Raw genomic sequence first — 20663 nt, 5'->3', positions numbered from 1 at the left:
TCGCCGCGAAACCCCGCTCACCCCGTCGCGCACCTTGCCGCGCACCTTGTCGCGCACCTTGTCGTGCAGCCTGTCCCGGCCCGTGGTGCTCACGAAAGCGGCCCCGCCGCCGCCAGCACGCGGTCCAGGAAGTCCGCCGGGGTGCCGGAAAGCGCCCCGGCATGGGTGAACAGCACCCGGAACCCGTCCGCCTCGCGCCGCAGCACCCAGGTGAACGGCACCGGCAGGTTGCCCAGCTGGCCGTGCAGCGCCAGTTCCGGGTCTGCGAACAGGGGAAAGGCCAGCCCGTGCCGCTGGCGGAAGGCCTGCACCAGGTTCCAGTCGTCACCGGCGGCAATGCCCACCAGCCGCACCCGCCCGGCCAGTTCGCCGCGGCTGCCCGATGCACCCTGGCCGGCGGACGCGATCCGCGCGTGCAGGGCGCGCAGGGCCGGGGCTTCTTCCTGGCAGGGGGCGCAGAACCAGCTGTACAGGTTCACGATGAACACCTGGCCGCGCAGATCGGAAAGGCGGGCGGGCAGCCCTTCGCGGTCACCGGGCGCACGCTCGGGCATGGCCACGTCCGGGCTGCCCGTCCAGCCGGAATCGGGCGCAGGGGGGCCAAGGACGATGTCCGGAAAGCGCGCGCCCGCGGGCCAGGGGGTTGCGGCATCATGCGCAACCGCACCGGGCTGCTCCAGCGGCACGGCAGATTGCCCCGCCCGGGCCATGGTGACCGAAGCCGCGACAAACGCCAGCAGGCACGCAACCAGCAGCACGCCGCAATGCAGCCGACCGAACCGCGTTGCCGGTCCCATGGCGGGCACGGCGCGCCGTCTTGCCCCCCCGTGCGGGAGCACGCCGCACATTCCGTCCATCCACAGCCCCCTGCGCGAAAAAACCGATGCCATCAGCACTCCCGTATATGGCGCGGCAGGTGGAGCGTGGTGCCGGGCCGCGCCTCGTGGCACCATTGAAAAGTGTAGCCACGCTTCACGTTCCTGACAACGGGGCATCGCCGCACGCCGCCCGCAAACCGGCCATCCGCTTTGTTTATCAGCCATTCCCGGCGGTTCCGCACCGCACGCGGATACCGCGCACGCTCCTTTCCGGGGTTCGCGCACCCTTGAACTTTCCGCCGTCGTCAGGCTACAGTCCGCACGGCGCGGCGCCTTGCGCGCGCATCCGCCCCGGATTCCACCGGACAACGCCCGAGAGCAGGGAGAGCAAGTGTGACCACGCGCACCGCAGCATCGCGCGCCGCCGCCCGGCACCCGGCCCCACTGGGCCGGGCCGGAAGCATCCGCCGATGCGCATCGGCCACCGCGTCCGTTCCTGCCGTGCCCCCCGTCCCCGTACCACCCGCCGCACCGCCGCGCACCCCCCGCCGCTCTGCATGGCCCCGCCTGCGGTCATTGCTGTCCCTTTTGCCCCTTTTTCACCTGTTGTGCCTGCTGGCCCTGCCCCCCCTGCTGGCCGCCTGCAACGCCGACAATCCTCACCATCAGGAAGACGCCGCCGCGCCGGGCGTCACCGACGACGCCATCCATCTCGCCTCGTCCCTCGCCCTGACCGGGCATGCCAGCTACCTTGGCGTGCAGACCCTGCGCGGCGCGCTGTCGTACATCCACCACATCAACGACTCCGGCGGGGTGCACGGGCGGCGCATCCAGCTCACCGCCGTGGACGACGGGTACGATCCGCCCCGCTGCCTTGCCAACACCCAGCGGTTTCTCATCGAGGGCGACGTGTTCGCCCTGTTCAGCTACGTGGGCACGCCCACCACCATGCGGGTGCTGCCGCTGGTGGAAGAGGCGCGCATCCCGCTGGTGGGCATGTTCACCGGGGCCAACGGCCTGCGCGAGCCGTTCAACCGCTACGTGTTCAACGTGCGCGCCTCGTACTACCAGGAAACCAAGGCCGCCGTGCGCCATCTGGTGCGCGACCTTGGGCTGACGCGCATTGCCGTGTTCTACCAGTACGACGCCTACGGCTTCGACGGGCTGACCGGCACGGAAATAGCCTTGCGCGAACTGGGCCTGGCCCCGGTGGCGCGCGGCTCGTACGTGCGCGGCACCACCAAGGTGGAAGACGGGCTGCGCCGCATCCTGGCCGCCGACGCCCAGGCCGTGGTCATGGTGGGCACCTACGAGCCCTCGGCCCGGTTCATCCGTCTGGCGGAACAGGCGGGCCTGCGCGCGGTGTTCCACTGCCTGTCGTTCACCGGGGCAGAGGAACTGGCCCGGCTGCTGGGCAATGCGCCGGTGAATCCGGTGACCATGTCGCAGGTGGTGCCGCCCCCGCGCGCCAAGGAAACCCCCGACCTGCTGACCGCCGCCGCCGACTACGTGCAGCTGCTGCACCGCTACTTTCCCGACGAGACGCCCAACACCATCGGCCTTGAAGGCTACGTCAACGCGCGCATCCTGGTGGAAGGGCTGCGCCGCGCGGGCCGCGACCTGACCCGCGAAAGCTTCATGCGGGCCCTGGAGTCGCTGCGCGACTACCCGCTGGGCGGCAGCACCTACGTGTCCTTTTCGCCCGAGAGCAGGCAGGGCATGAACCAGGTGTACTTCACCCGGCTGCACGACGGGCAGTTCGAACTGATCCGCGACTTCCGCGAGGTGCACCCCCTGCCCGGGCCAGCCCCCGAGGCCGGACAGGATCCCCTGCCCGATCCGGGCGGCGCGGTCGGTCCGGACAACGGTTCCGGTCCGGATAGCGCCTCCTCCGTACCGGCTCCGGCACCCTCCCCCACCCCCGGCAGCGCGGAGGCACGGTCATGATCCTGCGCCGCTTCCAGCGCCTGGGGCTGCAACAGAAGTTCTTCATCACCATTCTGGTGGTCATCATGGCCATCAGCGGCACCATCGCCCTGCTGGCCCGGTGGATTCTGGTATCCGGCCTGACGGCGGAACTGGAACTGCGCGGCGCGGCCATTGCCCACAGCGTGGCGGCGCGCGGGGCGGGCTACATACTGGACAACGACGAGGCCCAGCTGGTGGGGCTCATCTTCGACGAGGCCCAGCTGCGCGAACGGCACCAGTTCATCGCCTACATCTTCGTCACCGACCCCCAGGGCACCGTGCTGGCCCACACCTTCATCAAGCCGTTTCCGGAATACCTGCGCATGGCCAACCCCCTGCCCGACGGCGCGGCCAAAAGCGTGGAACTGGTGGACGTGATGGGCGTGTCGGCCTACGACATCGCCGTGCCGGTGAAGGAGGGGCTGTACCGCATCGGCGACGTGCACGTGGGCCTCAGCAAGGACCACATGGACAGCCTGGTGGGCAAGCTGCGGGTGACCTTTCTGGGCTTCATCACCGCCGTGGTGGTGATAACCTTCTTCATCAGCCACTACCTCGCCCGGTACATCACCGCGCCGGTCACGCGGCTGACGCGCATTTCCGACGATCTTTCGCGCGGCAACTTCAATACCGCCGTGGACCTCGACGTGCCCGACGCGGGCTGGGACATCCACGACTGCCCCGCCTACAGCAACACCGACCTGCCTTGCTGGCACTTCGACGAGCAGCGGCGTGGCCCGCGCCAGGCGCCGGAAAGGCTGCACAGCTGCCCCACCTGCGTGTTCTACCGCAAGCGCGGCGGCGACGAGGTGATCCAGCTGGCCGACTCGTTCCGCAACATGGTGTGGTCCATCCGGCTGTACCGCAAGCGGTTGCAGGAATCGGAGGGCAAGTACCGCTCGCTGTTCGACAGCGGGCCGGACCCCATTTTCGTGGTGGACTGCACCGACCTGCGCATTCTGGACGCCAACCCGCGCGCCGTGGAAATGTACGGCTACACCCGCGCAGAGCTGAACGGCCTGCCGCTCACCGCGCTGGGCGGCGACGTGATGCGCGAATGCAGCGCCGTGTTCGACACCGTGTTCGATGGCGGCGACGCGGCGGGCGGCTGCCTGAACATTCCCAAGGCCATGCAGGTGCGCAAGGACGGCAGCGTGTTCCACGTCAACCTGCACGCCTGCCCCATCAGCTATCGCGGGCGGCCCGCCATCATCGTGTCCACCACCGACATCTCCGAAATGATGGACAAGGACGCCCAGATCATCCAGGCGGCCAAGATGAAGTCGCTGGGCGAAATGTCCGCCGGGGTGGCCCACGAACTGAACCAGCCGCTCAACGCCATCCGCATGGGCAGCGACTTTCTGTCGCTGGTCATCGAGCAGGGGCTGCCGGTGCCGCAATCGCGCCTGCACGAGGTGGCGCGCGACATCTGCACCCAGGTGGACCGCGCCACGGAAATCATCAACACCCTGCGTTCGTTCGGTCGCAAGGCAGATACGGTCATCGAGCCGCTGGACATCAACCGGCCCACCCGCGCCGTGCTGCCGCTGGTGGAGCGCCAGTTCCTGCTCCAGAACGTGGAGGTGAAGCTGGACCTGGCCGAGGGGCTGCCCCCGGTGCGCGCCCACGAGAACCGCTTGCAGCAGGTGTTCTTCAACCTGGTGACCAACGCCCGCGACGCCATCCTGGACCGCGCCCGCAAGGATGGCGGACTGCGCGGGGTGATAACCATCGCCACCCGGGCCGAGGCCGACGGCAACGCCGTGGTGGCCACCGTGTCCGACAACGGCGCGGGCATTCCAGAGGCGCTGCGCGAGCAGATTTTCCAGCCGTTCTTCACCACCAAGGTCACGGGCCAGGGCATGGGCCTTGGGCTGTCCATCGTGTACGGCATCGTGCGCGACTACGGCGGCGACATCCGCATCGAAAGTACGGAGGGCAAGGGCACCGCGTTCCACGTGCGCCTGCCCGCCCACCGCGATACCCCGCCCCACGGCGGCAAAAAGGACGACAGCCATGCGCATCCTGGTGATTGACGACGAGGTGCCCACCCTGAAGATGTTCGGCCTGCTGCTGGAAGCGCTGGGGCACGTGCCGCTGGCCGCGGAATCGGGCGAGGAGGGGTTGATCCGCTTCGACCGCGAACGCCCCGACGTGGTGCTGACCGACATCAAGATGCCCGGCATCGACGGCATGGACGTGCTGCGCGCCCTGAAGGAAGCCGACCCGCGCAGCGAGGTCATCGTCATCACCGGCCACGGCGACACGGAACTGGCCATCGAGGCGCTGCACCTGGACGCCACCGACTTCATCAACAAGCCGGTACGGCGCGAGGCGCTGGAACACGCCCTGGCCCGGGCCGAGGAACGCATCCGCCTGAAGCGCGCCAAGGAAGAGGAAATCCGTCTGGTGGCCGGGCCGGGCGTGGACTTGCAGGCTGCGGCTGCGGCACGCGATGCGGGGCCGGATGCCCCTGATGTCACGGGTGTCACGGATGTCACGGGTGTCACGGATGTCGCGAACGCGACGGAGACAGCAACCGACGCGGCCCACGACGGCGCCGCCGTGGTGCGCATACGCGGCACGGTGAACAGCCCGGCGGAACCGGTGCTGCGCCACGTGTTCGAAGAAGCGCTGCTGACCGGCGCGCCCACCGTGGTGCTGGATTTCGAACCGTCCGTTTCGGTGAACGGCGCGGGCATCGCCGTGCTGGCGGAACTGGTGCGCCACGCCCGAGGCCTGGGCCGCGCGGTGCGCATCAGCGGGGTGTCGCCCAACCTTTCCACCGTGTTCGACGTGGTGGGCATTGCCCACAACGCCACGGTGGAAGTGGCGGCGATGACGGAATAGCCGCAGCCCCGCAGCCGCCGAAACCACTTCTTTCGCCGCGCGGCCGCACAGGTCCGCGCGGCGCTCATTCAGGCCCCTTCCCCCCCCTCTGGACAGCCCCCCTGCCCGGCGCTAGATAGGCGCAAAGGGGCCACCGTCGGCGCGCCGCGCGGTCCGACTGACACGGCCGGACGCGGCCGGACGCGGTCGGACACGGGCGGACACGGCCGGGCACGGGCAGGCCCAGGCTGGCACTGACGTTGCCCGATGCGGCCAGCGCGCCCCGGCACGCCCCAGCGGTCCTCTTTCCGGAACGGTCCGTCCCCACAAAAAGGCTCGCCATGACCATCCGCGCCCTCATTGTCGATGACGAACGCCCCGCCAGGGACGAACTGGCCTACCTGCTCTCGGCCTACCCGGACGTGGAGGCCGCCGAGGCGGCATCGGCCAGCGAGGCATTGCGCAAGCTGGCGGAAGAAAGGTTCGACCTGGTCTTCCAGGACATCCAGATGCCGGGGCACGACGGCTTCCACGTGCAGCGCGAGGCGCAGGCGCAGGCCCAGCCGGGCGAGGCCGGACCGCTGTTCGTCTTCGTCACCGCCTTCGACGAGCACGCCATTCGCGCCTTCGAGGAAAACGCCCTCGACTACCTGCTGAAGCCCGTGGTCCCGGCCCGGCTGGCCCGCTGCCTGGACCGGGTGCGTGGCCGCCTTGCCACCGACGGGACGCGGCCGTTGCAGAACGCCATGGCCACCCTGCTGGGCGCGCTGGGGCACTCCAAGCCGGTGGAACGCCTGGCCATCGAACAGGGCGGGCGCATCAGCCTCATCCCCACGCGCGACGTGGTGATGATAGAGGCCGAGGAAAAGCGCATCGTGGCCGTTACCGACGAAGGGCGCCTGCCCTGCCACAACATGAACACGCTGGCCAGGGCGGAAGAACGCCTGGCCGGGCTGCCGTTCTTTCGGGTGAACCGCGCCGTGCTGGTAAACCTGGAGCGCATTGCCGAATTTTCGCCGTGGATCAACGGCAAGTACCACCTGGTCATGAACGACCCGGACCGCACCGAGGTCACCGTCAGCCGCAACCGCGCGCGGGATTTTCGCGCCCGGCTGGGCGTCTAGGCACTACAACGGCAAATGCCGCGCACTGCCGCAGGGCCTTGACCGCCAGACCCTGCCGCGCACCCCTTGCAGGCGGGCCTTGCCCGCCGTGCGGCGGCGGGTGCGCGCGCAACATGTTCCAGAAGAGGGCCGCATGGACCCGATACTTTCCCCCCACGTACCGGAACTGTTCATTACCCTGACCCAGCGCTTCGGCCTGCTGCTGGCCGGGGGCTTCGCCATCATGACCGTCGCCCCGCTGGACAAGGTGGGGCCCGGGCGCTCGCGCCCGTTGTGGGCCACTGCCCTGCTGGTGGCCATGTTCGGCATGTTCGGCATCCTGGGCACCTACACCGGCAACTTCGTGTTCCAGTCCTTCGCCAACCTGCGGGCCATGGGCGTGATCACCGCCGGGCTGTTCGGCGGGCCGGTGGTGGGAGCAGGGGCGGGCATCATCGCCGCCGGGCACCGCTACCTCATCGACGTGGGCGGCTTCAGCGCGCTGCCGTGCGGCCTTGCCACCCTGAGCGAGGGGATACTGGCCGGTCTGGTGGCGTGGCGCTTTCCGGAACGGCGGCTGGACTGGGCCACGGCCCTGACCCTGGGCCTGATCGGCGAGACCTACCACATGGGCCTCGTGCTGTGGCTGGCCGAACCGTTCACCGAGGCCGTGGAACTGGTGCGGGTAATCAGCCTGCCCATGATCCTCATCAACGCCATGGGCGCGGCGCTGTTCGTGCAGGCCCTGCGCATGCAACTGCACTTCCGCGACCTGCGCGACTCCACCCAGGCCCGGCAGATCCTGTCCATCGCCAACCGGACCCTGTCTCACCTGCGCTCGGGCCTGACGCGCGCATCCGCCCAGGCCACGGCGGAAATCATCCTGGACGAGACCCACGTGGCCGCCGTGGCCCTGACCGGGGGCGATCTGGTGCTGGCCCACGTGGGCGCCGGTGACGATCACCACATGTCCGGATTTCAGGTACGCACCATGGCCACACGGCGGGTGGCGGAAACGGGCGAGCCGCTGTTCGTGCGCGACCGCGATTCCATCGGCTGCCGCCAGCCCGGCTGCCCGCTGACGGACGCCATCATCGTGCCACTGCGCAAGGGTGGCCAGATTCTGGGGTGCCTGAAGCTGTACGGAACCAAGAACCGCCCGCTGGACCAGACCCGCTTCGAACTGGCCAAGGGGCTGGCCGACCTGTTCTCCACCCAGATCGAACTGGAAGAGATCGGCATCAAGAACCAACTCATCGCCCGCGCCGAAATCCGGCGCCTGCAAGCCCAGATCAACCCGCACTTCCTGTTCAACTCGCTGAACACGGTGGCTTCGTTCTGCCGCACCGCGCCCGGCCAGGCCCGCGACCTGATCCTGGACCTTGCCCGGTACATGCGCCGCAACCTCGATTCCAGCCGGGGGGCCATCCGCCTGTCCGAGGAACTGGAGCAGGTGCGCTCGTACCTGGTCATCGAGCAGGCCCGCTTCGGCGACCGCATTCGCGCCGACATCGACCTTGCCCCCGGCACCGCCGACTGGCTGATTCCCCCGCTGCTCATCCAGCCGCTGGTGGAAAACAGCGTGCGCCACGGCATCCTGGCCCGCGAGGAAGGCGGGCTGGTGCGCCTTTCGGCCCATGCGGACGGCGACCACCTGCTGGTGACCGTGGAGGACGACGGCGCGGGCATGGACGACGACACCCGCAACGCCATCCTGGCCCCGGACGCCAGCGACCTTTCGCCCCACATGTACGTCGAAGCCCGCAACGAGCCGCCGTACGAGGCCCAGCCCGGGCAGACCTGCTCCGACACCATGGTCGAAAGCCTGCGTGACGGGATAGGCGCGCGCAACTGCAACCAGCGGCTGATGCAGATGTACGGCCCTTCGTACGCCATGCGCATAGACAGCGAGCCGGGCAGGGGCACGCGCATCTCGTTCCGCATTCCGCGCCAGCAGTTGCAGTAGCACGGGGCAAAGCGGCCCGCCGCGTTGCCGCGCCTGCCTGCCGCCATTTTCTTTACGGTCGCCTCATGCAGGTCTTCTCGCTGGCGGGGGTGGTGCTGGCGCTGATCCGGTCTACCCCGGGCATGGCCCTGCATCCGAAACCCGTCGGATTGCAGGCCGCCTTTCTCCCCTCCCCGCACGCCTCCCGCGCAACCCGCCCCCCTCCCTGCCGTTACGCCCCTTGCCGCCCAGCAAGCCCGGACCCGCCCGCACACGCCCTGCCTTGCCCGGAGCAGACCATGCCCCGGAAAATATCCTTTACTTCAAGTGTATTATAAAAATACGCGCTCGGAATGCACACCTCGGTCGCGCACTCTTTCGCCATGAAAAAAGCCGTTCCCCGCGCGCCAAGGCATTTCGGACCTTCTTTCCTGCATCCCACACATGAAAAAGTGCACATCGCAACAAGGTGCATTGCCAGGAACCGTGTTTTCCTCCGAATATTCGCCCAAGAACTGGAAACTGCACACAGGGCACCCGCCAGTGTTCCATGAACACTGGCAAACCGACAGCATCAACGGAGGAACACGATGAACGCTTTGACGCTCGTTTTCGCTGCACTATGCGTCTTCGCCATCGCCTATCGCTTCTACGGGCTTTTCCTGACCCGCACGGTCCTGGGGGTAAAACCCGGCAGGCCGACCCCGGCGGTACGCATGGCCGACGGACACGATTACGTGGAAACCAACAAATACGTGCTCTTCGGGCACCATTTTGCCGCCATCGCGGCGGCAGGGCCGCTGCTTGGCCCGGTGCTGGCCGCACAGTTCGGCTACCTGCCGGGCACCCTGTGGATCCTTGTGGGCTGCGTGGTGGCTGGCGCGGTGCATGACACCGTGGTGCTGTTCGCCTCGGTGCGCCACAAGGGCCAGAGCCTCGCCTACATCGCCTCCAAGGAAATCGACAAGTTCACCGGCTCGGTGGCCTCGTTCGCGGTGCTGTTCATCCTCATCCTGACCCTGGCGGGCCTGTCCATCGCCGTGGTCAACGCCATGCACGACAGCGCCTGGGGCACCTTCACCGTGTTCGCCACCATTCCCATCGCGCTGCTGATGGGCGTGTACCTGCACGTGTGGCGCGACGGCGACGTGAAGGGCGCCTCCATCATCGGCGTGGTGCTGCTGGCCCTGGCCATCCTGGCCGGCCCGTACGTGGTGGAACATCCGGTGCTGTCCTCGTGGTTCAACATGTCGCGCCACACCATCGCGCTGTCCATCCCGGTGTACGGCTTCGCCGCGTCGGTACTGCCGGTGTGGCTGCTGCTGTGCCCGCGCGACTACCTGTCCACCTACCTGAAGATCGGCACCATCGCGGCGCTGGCCGTGGGCATCTTCTGGGTGCATCCCACCCTGCAGATGGAAGCCATCACCCCGTTCGTGAACGGCGGCGGCCCCATCATCCCCGGCGCGGTGTTCCCGTTCCTGTTCATCACCATCGCCTGCGGCGCGCTGTCCGGCTTCCACGCCATCATCGCCACCGGCACCACCCCCAAGATGATCGGCAACGAACGCGACCTGCTCTTCGTGGGCTACGGCGCCATGCTCACCGAAGGCTTCGTGGCCATCATGGCCCTGATCGCCGCCTGCGTGCTGGTGCCCGCCGACTACTTCGCCATCAACTCCGCCCCGGCCGTGTACGCCAAGCTGGGCATGACCCCCGTGGACCTGCCCCACCTGGCCCAGGCCGTGGGCGAAAACATCCAGGGCCGTCCCGGCGGCGCGGTTTCGCTGGCCGTGGGCATGGCGCACATCTTCTCGTCCATCCCGTTCATGGAACACCTGATGTCGTACTGGTACCACTTCGCCATCATGTTCGAAGCGGTGTTCATCCTCACCGCCGTGGACACCGGCACCCGCGTGGGCCGTTTCTTCCTGCAGGAAATGATCGGCACTGTGGTTCCCAAGTTCGCAGAAAAGCGCTGGATGCCCGGCATCCTGATCACCAGCGCGCTGTTCACCGCGTCGTGGGGTTACCTGGTGTACACCGGTGACATCTCGACCATCTGGCCCCTGTTCGGCATGTCCAACCAGTTGCTGGCAGCCGTGGGCCTGCTGATCGGCACCACCATGATCATCCGCATGAACAAGGCCAAGTACGCGTGGATGACCGCCATCCCCGGCCTGTCCATGGTGGTCATCACCTTCTGGGCCGGCTACCTGAACGTGATGAACAACTACCTGCCCAAGGGCCTGTACCTGCTCTCCTCGCTGGCCATCATCGTCATGTGCCTGATGGCGGTGGTCATCGTGGGCACGGTGAAGCGCTGGATGCAGTTGCTGGCCATCCAGAAGACCGTGACCGACGAGGACGGCGAGGAAGTGCTCCAGGTGGTCACCGAATAGCTGACACCCGGACCACGAGGGGGGCGGCAGCCCGCGGTCGTCGCGTGCACCCCGAGACCGCACGGCATCCGCCCCCCGGGGAACCGCCCGGGAAACCCACGGCGGAGCCCCTCCCCCGCATACCCCTTGCGCCGCCCGGAAACATGCCGGGCGGCGCTTTTTTTCCGCCTGGCGCGAGCACCCCTCTTTTCCGGAAAGCGATTCACGCCAATCGAATGCAAACGGCACTGCGGGCTTCCGGCAAAAGGAACACGGAAAGGCCACCAGCCATGCATTTTCTGCGCAGTCCCGCAGCACTCAGGGTCGGATGCTTCGCCCGTGGGTGCATCGTCGAACAGCACCGTGCCCGTGGTGTCGCTCCGGCTGTTTCTGTCCACGCGCAAGGCCTTCGCGGCATCCCCGGCGCAACCGCATATCGGTGGAAGGCACACCGGATGCACGGCGCATGAACGCCACCGGGTGCGCCCGGCATGAACGCACGAAGGCGGGGTCCACCGGACCCCGCCTTCTCGTTGCCTGCACTGTCTGTTCTATCGGGCGTCGTCCGGAACCTGCCGGACGGAGGAAGAAAAAATGGCGCTCCGCCTACCCGCCGATGGCGCTCATCCGTGGAAAAATGGCGCTCCGCCTAGCCGCCGATGGCGCTCATCCGGCGGTTGGCCACGGCGGTGCCGCCCTCGCACGGGGCGTTGGGCAAATCCTGCCCCGCCCCCCGCAGTTCGGCCAGCTGGCCCGCGCGCACCCTGGCCAGCAACTGGTAGCCCAGGGGCTTGCGGCGATTGGCCAGGCGCAGCACCTTGCGCACCGCGTCCATGCCCAGTTTCGCATGGCGCAGCAACGGGCGCAGCCGGTATTCGCGGTCGGAGAACAGGCAGGTGCGCAGCCGTCCGTCGGGGGTCACGCGCAGGCGGTTGCAGTCGCCGCAGAAGTGGTCGGACAGGGGCGTGATGAGCCCGAAGCGGCCCAGTCCCCCGGCAATGCCCCACAGCTTGGCCGGGCCCTTGCGCCGTTCGCCGGGGGCCAGGGGAACGAGTTCCGCCAGTCGCTCCGCCGCCGACAGGATGTCCGGCGCGCCCCAGAACTGGTCTTCGGTCCAGCTGGTGCCGCCGCCCATGGGCATGAATTCGATGAACCGCACGTCAACGGGATTCCGGCGCGCGAAGTCGAGGAAGGTGGCCAGTTCGTCATCGTTGACGCCCTTCAGGGCCACGGCGTTGATCTTCACGGCCAGGCCCGCGTCCAGCGCGGCGTGGATGCCTTCCAGCACCTGGGGCAGCATGTCGCGCCCGGTGGTGGCGGCAAAGCGGTCGCGCCGGAAGGTATCCAGCGAGATGTTCACCGTGCTCACGCCAAGGCCGCGCAGTGCGGCGGCGTGCGGGGCCAACAGGGTGCCGTTGGTGGTGATGCGGATGTCCAGCGCCGGATGGCGGCGGTGCAGCATGTCCAGAAAGCCGGTCAGCCCCTTGCGCACGAAGGGCTCGCCCCCGGTCAGGCGCACCTTTTCCACGCCCTCTTCCACGGCCACGTCGACGATGCGCGCCATTTCCTCGTAGCGCAGCACGTCGTCGTGGGGGATGAAGCGCATTTCGGAGCAGCCCCAACAGTACGAGCAGCGCAGGTTGCAGCGGTCGGTGACGGACAGGCGCAGGTAGCGCACCTTGCGGCCATGGGTGTCGGTCAGGGTGGCCCTGTCGGGCGCGGTGTCCGCTGCCCCGGCATCCCCTTCGGGAGCGGCTCCATCTCTGGCAAGGACGACGGTTCTGGTCATGGCGTTTCCGCGAAGCCGATGCGGGGGCTTCTGCCCGTGCGGCATGCCTGCTACAGCGCGCCGATGATCCGCCGGGCCATTTCGAGGTCGGCGGGGTAGTTTATGTTGAAGAACGGCAGGGCTTCGCGCACCGCGTAGGGAATGTGCTCGCGCAGGTCCGGCGGCACCACCCGGCTCAGCTTGCGTTCTCCGTCCTCCAGCGCCTGCCGGAACAGCGGCAGGGCCTCGAACTCGTACACGGCCACCAGCGATTCGATGAAGCCGGTCTCCACCTGCCGGAAGGTGGTCATCACCGTGCCCGGCCTGCGCACGGCCCGCTGGGCCAGCAGCCGCTCCAGCACGGCCCGCTCCATGAACGGCAGGTCGCACGACAGCACCAGCACCGGCCCCTGCGCCACGCGCAGGGCGGTGATCACCCCGCCGAACGGCCCCATGCCCTCCACCTCGTCGTTCAGGCGGTAGTAGGGGCCGTCAACGCCCGTTTCGGATACCGGGCAGGGGCGGTTGCCCCGGCAGGAAATCCAGACCTCGCCGGTGACAGAATGCAGCAGCGCCGCCGTGCGGGCCAGCAGGCCCGGCGAGGATTCGCCGTGCAGGTGCAGCCGGGTCTTGTCCTGCCCCAGCCGGGTGGACAGCCCGCCCGCCAGCACCACGCCGACAATGCCGTGCGCGTCATGACAGACGGGGGCGTCATTGCAGGCGGTGGCGTCGCGCCGGACTGGGGAGTCCCCCCGGATTGGAGAATCATCACGGACTGGGGAATCCTCACGGACCGTCGCGGCGTCACGAACCGGCGAGCCTTCCGGCGCGGGGGCCAGCGCCACGCCGACACCAGCGCCGGGGGCGGCGTCCGCCCCTTCCCCCGGCATGTCCGCCGCGTGTTCCGTGCCCCGGTGGCGGTTCATTCCAGCACCCTGCCCCCGGCATCGGCAAACACGGTAAAGCGTTCCTCGCGGTCACGCGCAAAGCCCACCAGGGTCACGCCCTGTTCCGTGGCCATGTCCACCGAGGCAGTGGTCACGGCGGAACGGCTGACGACGAACGAAAACCCCGCCCGGCGCGCCTTGGCGAACAGGCTGGCCGTCACCCGCGCGGAAACCAGCAGCAGCCGGGGGGCCAGGTCCACCCCTTCGCGTGCGGCCCATCCGGCCAGGCGGTCGATGCAGTTGTGGCGGCCAATGTCCTCGGCCCGGCGCAGCAGGCGGCCCTGTACGGGGTCGTACACGCCCGCGCGGTGAAAGCAGCCGGTGCCGTCCCACAGCCCTTCCTCGCCCATGAAGGCGCGCATGGCGGCCAGCAGGACGGCGGCCCGCATGGGGGCGGGGGGTTGCGGCACGCCCGCGACCGGTGCGGCGCGCAGGCTCACGGCAAAGGCAAGGTTGTCGCCATCGCCCGCGTCCCGGCTCATGTCGGTCACCGTGCCCGCGTGGCGGATGCCCCAGGCCCCCGGCTCGCTCCCGGTCACGGCGGGGTGCACCCGGTCCAGCAGCACGTGGCCAAGGGCCAGGTCGGCCAGGCCGTGCGGCCAGGCCCACAGCCGGGTGGACCCGGCGACAATGCCCATTGTGCCCGCCGCGCCCGCGTCCGAGGGTTCCGGCCCCCATTCAACGCGCACCGGCACTTCACGGCTCAACACATCGTCCATGTCGCCCCAGGCCGCGTCCTTGTACCGGCGCACGGAAACCTGGCGCGGAACGGCCCCTGCTGGCAGTTGCGTCGCGTCGCGCCCGGCCATCAGAACCCCCAGGCCGACGCCGTGGGCCGCGCGTAACCCTGCTGGCGCGCCACGATGTCCAGCGCCAGCGACTCCAGGTCGTCCAACACCGGGATGGAGATGCGGTCGAATTCGCGGAAGTCCGCCACCTTGATATACCCCTTGCACGACGTGCAGACGTGCACCTGAAAGCCGGGTTCGCCGTCGGCGGTGAAGTATTCGAGATTCTTCGATTCGTTCTCCAGGCAGAACGGGCACTGCAACCGCTTGGCGCGGTATTCGTGGCGGCAGAACGAGCAGGTATGGTGCAACGCCCCTTCCTTGCCCACCAGGCGGCCCACCAGCGGCGCGCTGCCGCACACCGGACAGTGGCCGTGCTGCCAGACCACCGGGGTGGCGCCCGGCTGGTCCGCGCCGGTGCGGCGGGCCTGTTCCGCCGCCACCGCCTGGGCCAGCACTTCCACCGAAGGCACAACGCTGCCCATGGCCAGGAAGCGCACCAGGCTGGGGGCATCGTTCAGGCGCAGGGCCCAGGCGTCGAACCAGGCAGAATCGTCGCGCAGGGCCGCGTCGCAGGCGTCCTCCACGGCAAGCTCGCCCTTTTCCATGGCCTCGCGCACCACCTCGGCGGCGGCGCCAAGGCTGCCCCCGGCGGCGCGCATCATGGCCAGCAGGCGACCGAAGGTGGCCGCCGTGCGCGCCCTGTCGTAGGGGAAGGCGTCGCGCGGGAGCAGCGGCGCGCCCTGGGCGTGGGCCTCGGGCGTGGCCAGTTCCGGCAGCGGGCCTGCCTGTGCGGCGGCGCGGGCCTCCAACTGGATGGCGGCGGTGCGCGCCACGATCTCCAGCAGGGCATCGGGGATGTATTCCTTGCTGCGCAGGGCTTTCAGCTTGCCTTCAAGGCGTTGCAGCTCACGGTCGAAATCGAAGGTCATGCGTTCTCCTGGGTGGAACGTGGATGGGGTACGGCCTCGGCAGGCGGCCCTGCCGGTCACGATTTTCCGGCAGGCCGTGCCTGTTGCGGACACACCCTGACAAGCACCCTACAGCCCTTGGCGAACCCGTTCAATGGCAGAGGCTCCTGCGCAAGGTCTTGCACCGGACCGGTGCCGTTTCGGGCGGTCCGTCTCCGGGCCGGGATGTTACGGTAACCATGTTCCGCGCCTCTGTGAACCATACCGGCGCATTTCCCCTCCGGTCCGGCCCACTTCCCCTCCGGTCCGGCCCACTTCCCCTCCGGTCGGCCCATCTCCCCTCCGCCCGGCACCCGCCTTGACACCGTCCCGGCAGGCTCTACCTGTGTAAAAGAAGCCAGCCTCGCCCGGAACGCCACTCCAGAACGCGCGGGATCGGGCAAGGGCCACGGCAAGGCGGCGCAAAAGCACCGCCGGGAGGCACGCATGTTCGCTACCCACTCCACGGCACGTCCCACCCGCCGCTCTCCGGGCGCCAGGCCGCGCCTGCTCTCGCGCGTTGCCGCCCGCCTGACGCGCGCCCGGCACCATCGTCCCGGCCGGGAACCGGCGGACGCCGCCGGGTCTCTCCCCGCCCATGGCCGCATCCGCACGCGCGAAGGCCTGCCCGACCTGCTCTGGCTGTTGCTGGCCGTATTGCTGTTCGCCCTGCTGGCAGGCCAGCCGGGCGTGGCGGCGCAGCAGCCCACATCGGCATCCGGCGCAACGGTGCCCGGCATGGCCGCATCCGATGCCGCCCCCCTTCCGACACACGCCCCGAACGCCGCGCCGGACATCGCGCCCCATACCGCGCCAGACGCCAGACACGACGCATCCGGGATCAAGGGAGACATTCCCATGACCACATCCGCACCATGGCAGCGCTTTTCCAAGCCCGCAGACAAGGAACTGCGCGCCCGCCTCACCCCCCTGCAATACGAGGTCACCCAGAAGGAAGGCACCGAACGCGCCTTCCACAACGAATACTGGGACGAAAAGCGCCAGGGCATCTACGTGGACGTGGTGTCGGGCGAGCCGCTGTTCCTTTCGTCCGACAAGTACGATTCGGGCACCGGCTGGCCCAGCTTCACCCGGCCCGTGGCCCCGGACGCGGTGACCGAGCACGTGGACCGCACCCTGTGGATGGTGCGCACCGAAGTGCGCAGCCGCATTGCCGGGTCGCACCTGGGGCACGTGTTTCCCGACGGCCCGGCCCCCACGGGGCAACGCTACTGCATGAATTCCGCCGCGCTGCGCTTTGTCCCGCAAGAGGCCATGCAGGCCGAGGGCTACGGGGAATTCCTCGGGATGCTGCCGTAACCAGCCGACAAAATACGCACTTGCCGCCCCCTTCCGGCTCTGCTACACGGGCCGGATGAAGCACACCATCCGCCCGCTCGTCCGACCGTTCGCCTTGGCCGCTTTGCTGTCCCTGACCCTGCCCTGCGCCGCCATGGCGTGGGACGGCTTTGACACCGAATCGGGCCATCTCGTGGAAGTCGACGTGGACGCCGTGCCCATGCGCGGCGAGATCGTCGACGTGTTCGACTGCGACACCAAGGAGACAGCCACGCTGATGGTGGACGCCGTGAAGAACAACGCCCGCACCGTGGAACTCACGGTGCGCGAGTCCGACACCGGGCGCACGCGCATCCTGGTGATGGAAGCCCGCTAGGGCGCATCCGTCCGCAGGGTTATCCCCTGGACGCACCACGGGGCGCCTGCAATGGGCTCCCCACCGCCATACACCACGCGGGCCGGGCATTTTCATGCCCGGCCCTTGTGTTGCCTTCTCTCTGCCGCTTGCGGCTACTGCCCCGGCAGCTTCATGCCCGGCGGCATTCCCATGCCTTCCAGCGCCTTCATGTCCTTCATATCTGGCATGCCCGGCATGTCCTTCATGTCAGGCATACCCGACATATCCGGCATGCCGGGCATGTTCTTGCTCCGGGTGTACCCTTGGGGCACCTCGAACAACGCGGCGGGTTGCGCCCCCACCTTGATATTGCGGAATTCCTCGGTCTCGCCCGTTTCGCCGCGCTCCCGCAGGGGCACGTCGAACTCGTCGGCCGTCCACACCGTGGATACCGAGGTCCGGGCATGGCCCATCATTCTGGAGGTAACGGTAACCCGCTTCTTGCGCGTGTCGTAGCCGTTCACCTTTTCGCTGCCCAGCGGCTCTTCCTTCACGGTGCTCTCGCCCATGGGCATGGCAGGCGCACCGCCCCGGTTCATGCCGGCCAGTGCCTTCTCGTCCAGCGGCTGCTCGAAGTATGTTCTGGCCTTCACGTCGATCATCCATTGCACCTTGCGGTCGGGCCGCACGATGATCACCATGGGCCCCATGTCTTCCTGCGCGGGTATCTCCACGCGCGCCTTGCCGCCGGAGAAGAACAGGCGGCTGGTGTTCTCCACCTTGCCTGCCGCGTCCAGCGACACCATGTCCCCGGCATAGTCACTGACGCTGCCCGCCCGCGCCTCCACGGCCCACCAAAGGACCGCCACGGCAAGGCACGACACGATCAACGCCTTCCTCGACGCGGCCCGCATCCCGTACATGTCCTGCATCCGGCTACCTCCGTGCCCGTGCACGCGGCACCGGGCGTGATTCGGCCTTCCCCGCCACGCAGCATAGCGCACCCACAGCGCCATGGGCAAACCCTGATTCGCCCCCGGGGCCAGGCATGCCCGGACAGTCCCTGCCGGACAGCTTTCGCCACAACGCTTCTGGCACAAAGCTTCTGGCAGACAGCTTCTGGCAGCACAAAGGCCCGCCGCGATTGCGACGGGCCGTGCAGTCATGCCGGGCAGAAAAACGGGACGGGAACGCCGGGAGGTACGCCGAAGGCGCTGGCGTGCCTCCTGCGTGCCATCTACGGACGCACCGGCACCGTGGACACCGAGTTGTACGGGGATCCGTCGATGATCTTGCGGCTTACCGCCAGGTAGACCAGGGTGTTGCGGTCCTTGTCCCACAATCGGGTTACCCGCGTGGCCTTGAAGAACACCGAGGTCGATTCCTTGAACACGTTTTCCTTGGCGGGCAGCTTGTCCGGAATGGTGATGGGGCCGGTCTGGCTGCACGAAACGGAGAAGTTGGACGGGTCTTCCGCCAGGCCCAGGCTGCCGCTGATGCCGCCGGTCTTGGCCTGGCTGATGAAGCACGACACGCCGGGAATGCGCGGATCCTGGAAGGCGAAGACGCACACCTGATGGTTGGCGCCCAGCAGCTTCCATTCGGTGGTCACGCAGCCCACCTCGCTGTCGTCGGCGCGCGCGGGCGCGGCAAGGGCCAGCATGGCCAGCAGCAGAAGCAGCACGACGGAGGCCAGCAGGGCAGCGAAAAAGGTGTCGTCGCGGGCGGCGGCAAGGGCCACGGCGCGGGGGCGGGCGGTGCGGGTACGGAGATGCATGGGGTGCTCCTTGGGCTTCGTGACGTCGGATGAACGCAACCAGCTTTCAGGATAACGCATCGCGCGGACTATGCAAGGCTGGAATGGCGGCAAGCGCCTATCGCCAGCGCACCAGTCCCAGCGCATACCGCTCCACCGGGGCGTATTCGTCGGTCAGCGGGGGCACGTCGTCGCTGGCGGGCAGTTCCAGCCTACGGGCCAGCATCTCGCGCACCTCGGGTGTCAGGGCGGCGGCGGGCACCTCCGACGGCCCTCCTGTCGGGCGAGCCACCAGCATCAGGTTCTGCACGTAGTCCACGGAATCGGCGGTGGCCACGGCATACACCCGCACATCCGCGAACGAGGCGGCGAACGCCGCGCGGATGGCCCGGAACAGCCGCCCGTCCTCGCCCCCTGCGGCGGAGATGATGTTCATGACCACGGCCCCGTCGTCGGCCAGCAGCGCGCGCATGCGGCGGGCCGCCTCCACCGTGCCCACATGGAACGGCACGGAATAGTACGAATTGAAGATGTCGGTGAAGATCAGGTCGTAGCGGGCCGCGCCGCTCCCATCCCCCAAGGCGCCCCCATCCCCGGAGACGCCTGCCTCTGCCGTACTGGCCGCACCGGCACCCTGCCCGGCCCGGGCCTGCGCCCGCCGGTTCAGGAAGGCCCGCGCGTCCTCGTGAAAGATGCGCAGCCGCGCGTCGTCCGCCAGGCCGAAGTGCTGGCGGGCCACCCCGGTCATGCCGGGGTCCAGTTCCACCACGTCCACCCGCAGCGTATCCGCGTTCAGCCCGGCCCGCCCGGAAAGCAGCCACTTGGGCACGGAATACCCGCCGCCGCCCAGCATGAGCACCCGGCGCGCGCCGGGCACCAGCGCCGGGCCCAGCGCGTAGAAGCGGGTGTACGGCAGGGCCAGTTCGGCCATGTCGTCGGGATAGGCGGCGGACTGGTAACGCCCCGGATCGGTGGCCAGCAGGCGCAGGGGCCGCCCGGCCTGGGTGGCGTCGTAGACCCGGATGTGGTTGTACGGCGTCTCGGTCACCCGCACCCCGTAGTAGCGTTCGGCAAAGGCGGCATAGGCGTGCGAGGCCCAGGCCAGCGCGCCCACCCCGGCCAGCAGCGCCAGCCGGGCCAGCGGCGCGCGGGGGTGCGCCAGCAGCGAGGCCCCCAGCAGGCAGGCGGCCACCCCGTGCAGGATCAGCGTGCTGCCGAACCACGAAACCAGCACCATGCCACCCAGAAAGGTACCCAGGATGCTGCCCGTGGTGGACACGGCGTACAGCCGCCCCACCACCGCGCCAGAGGTGTCCATGTCCGACAGGGCCAGGCGCACCACGTAGGGCGACACCATGCCGCACAGCACGCCCGGCACGGCGAACAGCAGCACGGCGGCCACAACGGCGGCCACATGCAGCGAATCCAGCGCCCCGGCCACCCAGCCCACCACCCGGCCATGCGCCAGGGCCACGGCCAGCACGGACAGCGCGGCCCCGGCCAGGATACGCGACAGGGTGCGCCGCGACAGGGTGCGGTCGGCCAGGCGCCCGCCCAGCCAGTAGCCCGCGCTCAGGCTGGCCAGCACCACGCCGATGAGGCTGGTCCAGACGATGACCGAGGTGCCAAGGTGCGGGGCCAGCAGGCGCGCCCCCACCATTTCGAGCACCATGACCATGGTGCCGGACAGGAACATGATCGCGTCGAGCATGGGGCCTCCTGCGGGAACGGGGAATGGGGGAAGAGAGAGAATGCGGGGGGATGCCGTGCTCTT

Annotated in this window: 16 protein-coding genes; 8 read left to right on the top strand and 8 right to left on the bottom strand. The window is 68.7% G+C overall.

Annotation, left to right across the window (positions count from 1 at the left end):
• Positions 1-89 precede the first annotated feature (89 nt).
• On the bottom strand, positions 90-890 hold the full coding sequence (locus tag K6142_RS11110; protein WP_190244427.1) for a TlpA family protein disulfide reductase: 801 nt from the start codon (positions 888-890) through the stop codon (positions 90-92).
• A gap of 516 nt (positions 891-1406) precedes the next feature.
• On the opposite strand from K6142_RS11110, the gene K6142_RS11105 reads away from it, so the two are divergent.
• The 6 genes from K6142_RS11105 to K6142_RS11080 all read left to right on the top strand — a co-directional run bounded on the left by K6142_RS11105 (position 1407) and on the right by K6142_RS11080 (position 11065).
• Positions 1407-2765 carry an ABC transporter substrate-binding protein gene (locus tag K6142_RS11105; RefSeq protein WP_411722705.1) on the top strand — a complete coding sequence of 453 codons (1359 nt, stop codon included), beginning with the start codon at positions 1407-1409 and terminating at the stop codon, positions 2763-2765.
• Positions 2762-4822 carry an ATP-binding protein gene (locus K6142_RS11100; RefSeq protein WP_190244428.1) on the top strand — a complete coding sequence of 687 codons (2061 nt, stop codon included), beginning with the start codon at positions 2762-2764 and terminating at the stop codon, positions 4820-4822. The genes K6142_RS11105 and K6142_RS11100 overlap by 4 nt, the downstream gene beginning before the upstream one ends.
• On the top strand, positions 4803-5636 hold the full coding sequence (locus K6142_RS11095; RefSeq protein WP_190244429.1) for a response regulator: 834 nt from the start codon (positions 4803-4805) through the stop codon (positions 5634-5636). Before K6142_RS11100 ends, K6142_RS11095 begins: the two co-directional genes overlap by 20 nt.
• Before the next feature lie 320 nt (positions 5637-5956).
• Positions 5957-6739: a LytR/AlgR family response regulator transcription factor gene (locus K6142_RS11090; RefSeq protein ID WP_190244430.1), complete on the top strand. Its 783-nt coding sequence runs from the start codon at positions 5957-5959 to the stop codon at positions 6737-6739.
• A gap of 133 nt (positions 6740-6872) precedes the next feature.
• Positions 6873-8684, top strand: a complete 1812-nt coding sequence (locus K6142_RS11085; protein WP_190244431.1) for a LytS/YhcK type 5TM receptor domain-containing protein — start codon at positions 6873-6875, stop codon at positions 8682-8684.
• A 569-nt stretch (positions 8685-9253) separates the two neighbouring features.
• A complete protein-coding gene (locus K6142_RS11080; RefSeq protein ID WP_012612366.1) occupies positions 9254-11065 on the top strand; it encodes a carbon starvation protein A in 1812 nt (603 codons plus the stop codon).
• Positions 11066-11693: 628 nt separating this feature from the next.
• Here K6142_RS11080 and moaA read toward each other — a convergent pair.
• From moaA to K6142_RS11060, 4 genes are all read right to left on the bottom strand, one after another.
• Positions 11694-12833, bottom strand: a complete 1140-nt coding sequence (moaA, locus tag K6142_RS11075; protein ID WP_223290292.1) for a GTP 3',8-cyclase MoaA — start codon at positions 12831-12833, stop codon at positions 11694-11696.
• 50 nt (positions 12834-12883) lie between these two features.
• Positions 12884-13495 (bottom strand): molybdenum cofactor guanylyltransferase, encoded by a 612-nt coding sequence (locus K6142_RS11070; RefSeq protein ID WP_041728229.1) that lies wholly within the window; start codon positions 13493-13495, stop codon positions 12884-12886.
• A 239-nt stretch (positions 13496-13734) separates the two neighbouring features.
• Positions 13735-14568 carry a formate dehydrogenase accessory sulfurtransferase FdhD gene (locus K6142_RS11065; protein ID WP_190244432.1) on the bottom strand — a complete coding sequence of 278 codons (834 nt, stop codon included), beginning with the start codon at positions 14566-14568 and terminating at the stop codon, positions 13735-13737.
• Complete coding sequence (locus K6142_RS11060; RefSeq protein ID WP_223380847.1) at positions 14568-15479, bottom strand: formate dehydrogenase accessory protein FdhE; 912 nt, start codon at positions 15477-15479, stop codon at positions 14568-14570. Before K6142_RS11060 ends, K6142_RS11065 begins: the two co-directional genes overlap by 1 nt.
• 465 nt (positions 15480-15944) lie before the next feature.
• Here K6142_RS11060 and msrB point away from each other — a divergent pair, with 465 nt between their 5' ends.
• A complete protein-coding gene (gene msrB, locus K6142_RS11055; RefSeq protein WP_190245974.1) occupies positions 15945-16817 on the top strand; it encodes a peptide-methionine (R)-S-oxide reductase MsrB in 873 nt (290 codons plus the stop codon).
• A 94-nt stretch (positions 16818-16911) separates the two neighbouring features.
• A complete protein-coding gene (locus K6142_RS11050) occupies positions 16912-17172 on the top strand; it encodes a DUF5334 family protein (RefSeq protein WP_223290477.1) in 261 nt (86 codons plus the stop codon).
• A gap of 134 nt (positions 17173-17306) precedes the next feature.
• On the opposite strand, the gene K6142_RS11045 is transcribed toward K6142_RS11050, so the two are convergent.
• The 3 genes from K6142_RS11045 to K6142_RS11035 form a co-directional block, all read right to left on the bottom strand.
• The gene (locus tag K6142_RS11045; protein WP_223290478.1) at positions 17307-18056 is read right to left on the bottom strand and encodes a hypothetical protein; all 750 of its coding nucleotides are present in this window, start codon (positions 18054-18056) and stop codon (positions 17307-17309) included.
• A gap of 314 nt (positions 18057-18370) precedes the next feature.
• Positions 18371-18910, bottom strand: a complete 540-nt coding sequence (locus K6142_RS11040; protein ID WP_190245976.1) for a CreA family protein — start codon at positions 18908-18910, stop codon at positions 18371-18373.
• 97 nt (positions 18911-19007) lie between these two features.
• A complete protein-coding gene (locus K6142_RS11035; protein WP_190245977.1) occupies positions 19008-20600 on the bottom strand; it encodes a fused MFS/spermidine synthase in 1593 nt (530 codons plus the stop codon).
• Positions 20601-20663 lie beyond the last annotated feature (63 nt).

Origin of the sequence: Nitratidesulfovibrio sp. SRB-5 (assembly GCF_019931275.1) — a bacterium.
In the GTDB taxonomy this organism is placed as follows: Bacteria; Desulfobacterota; Desulfovibrionia; order Desulfovibrionales; family Desulfovibrionaceae; genus Cupidesulfovibrio.
The sequence above is the reverse complement of the archived record's forward strand: the minus strand, read 5'-3'. Positions and strand labels throughout refer to the sequence as shown.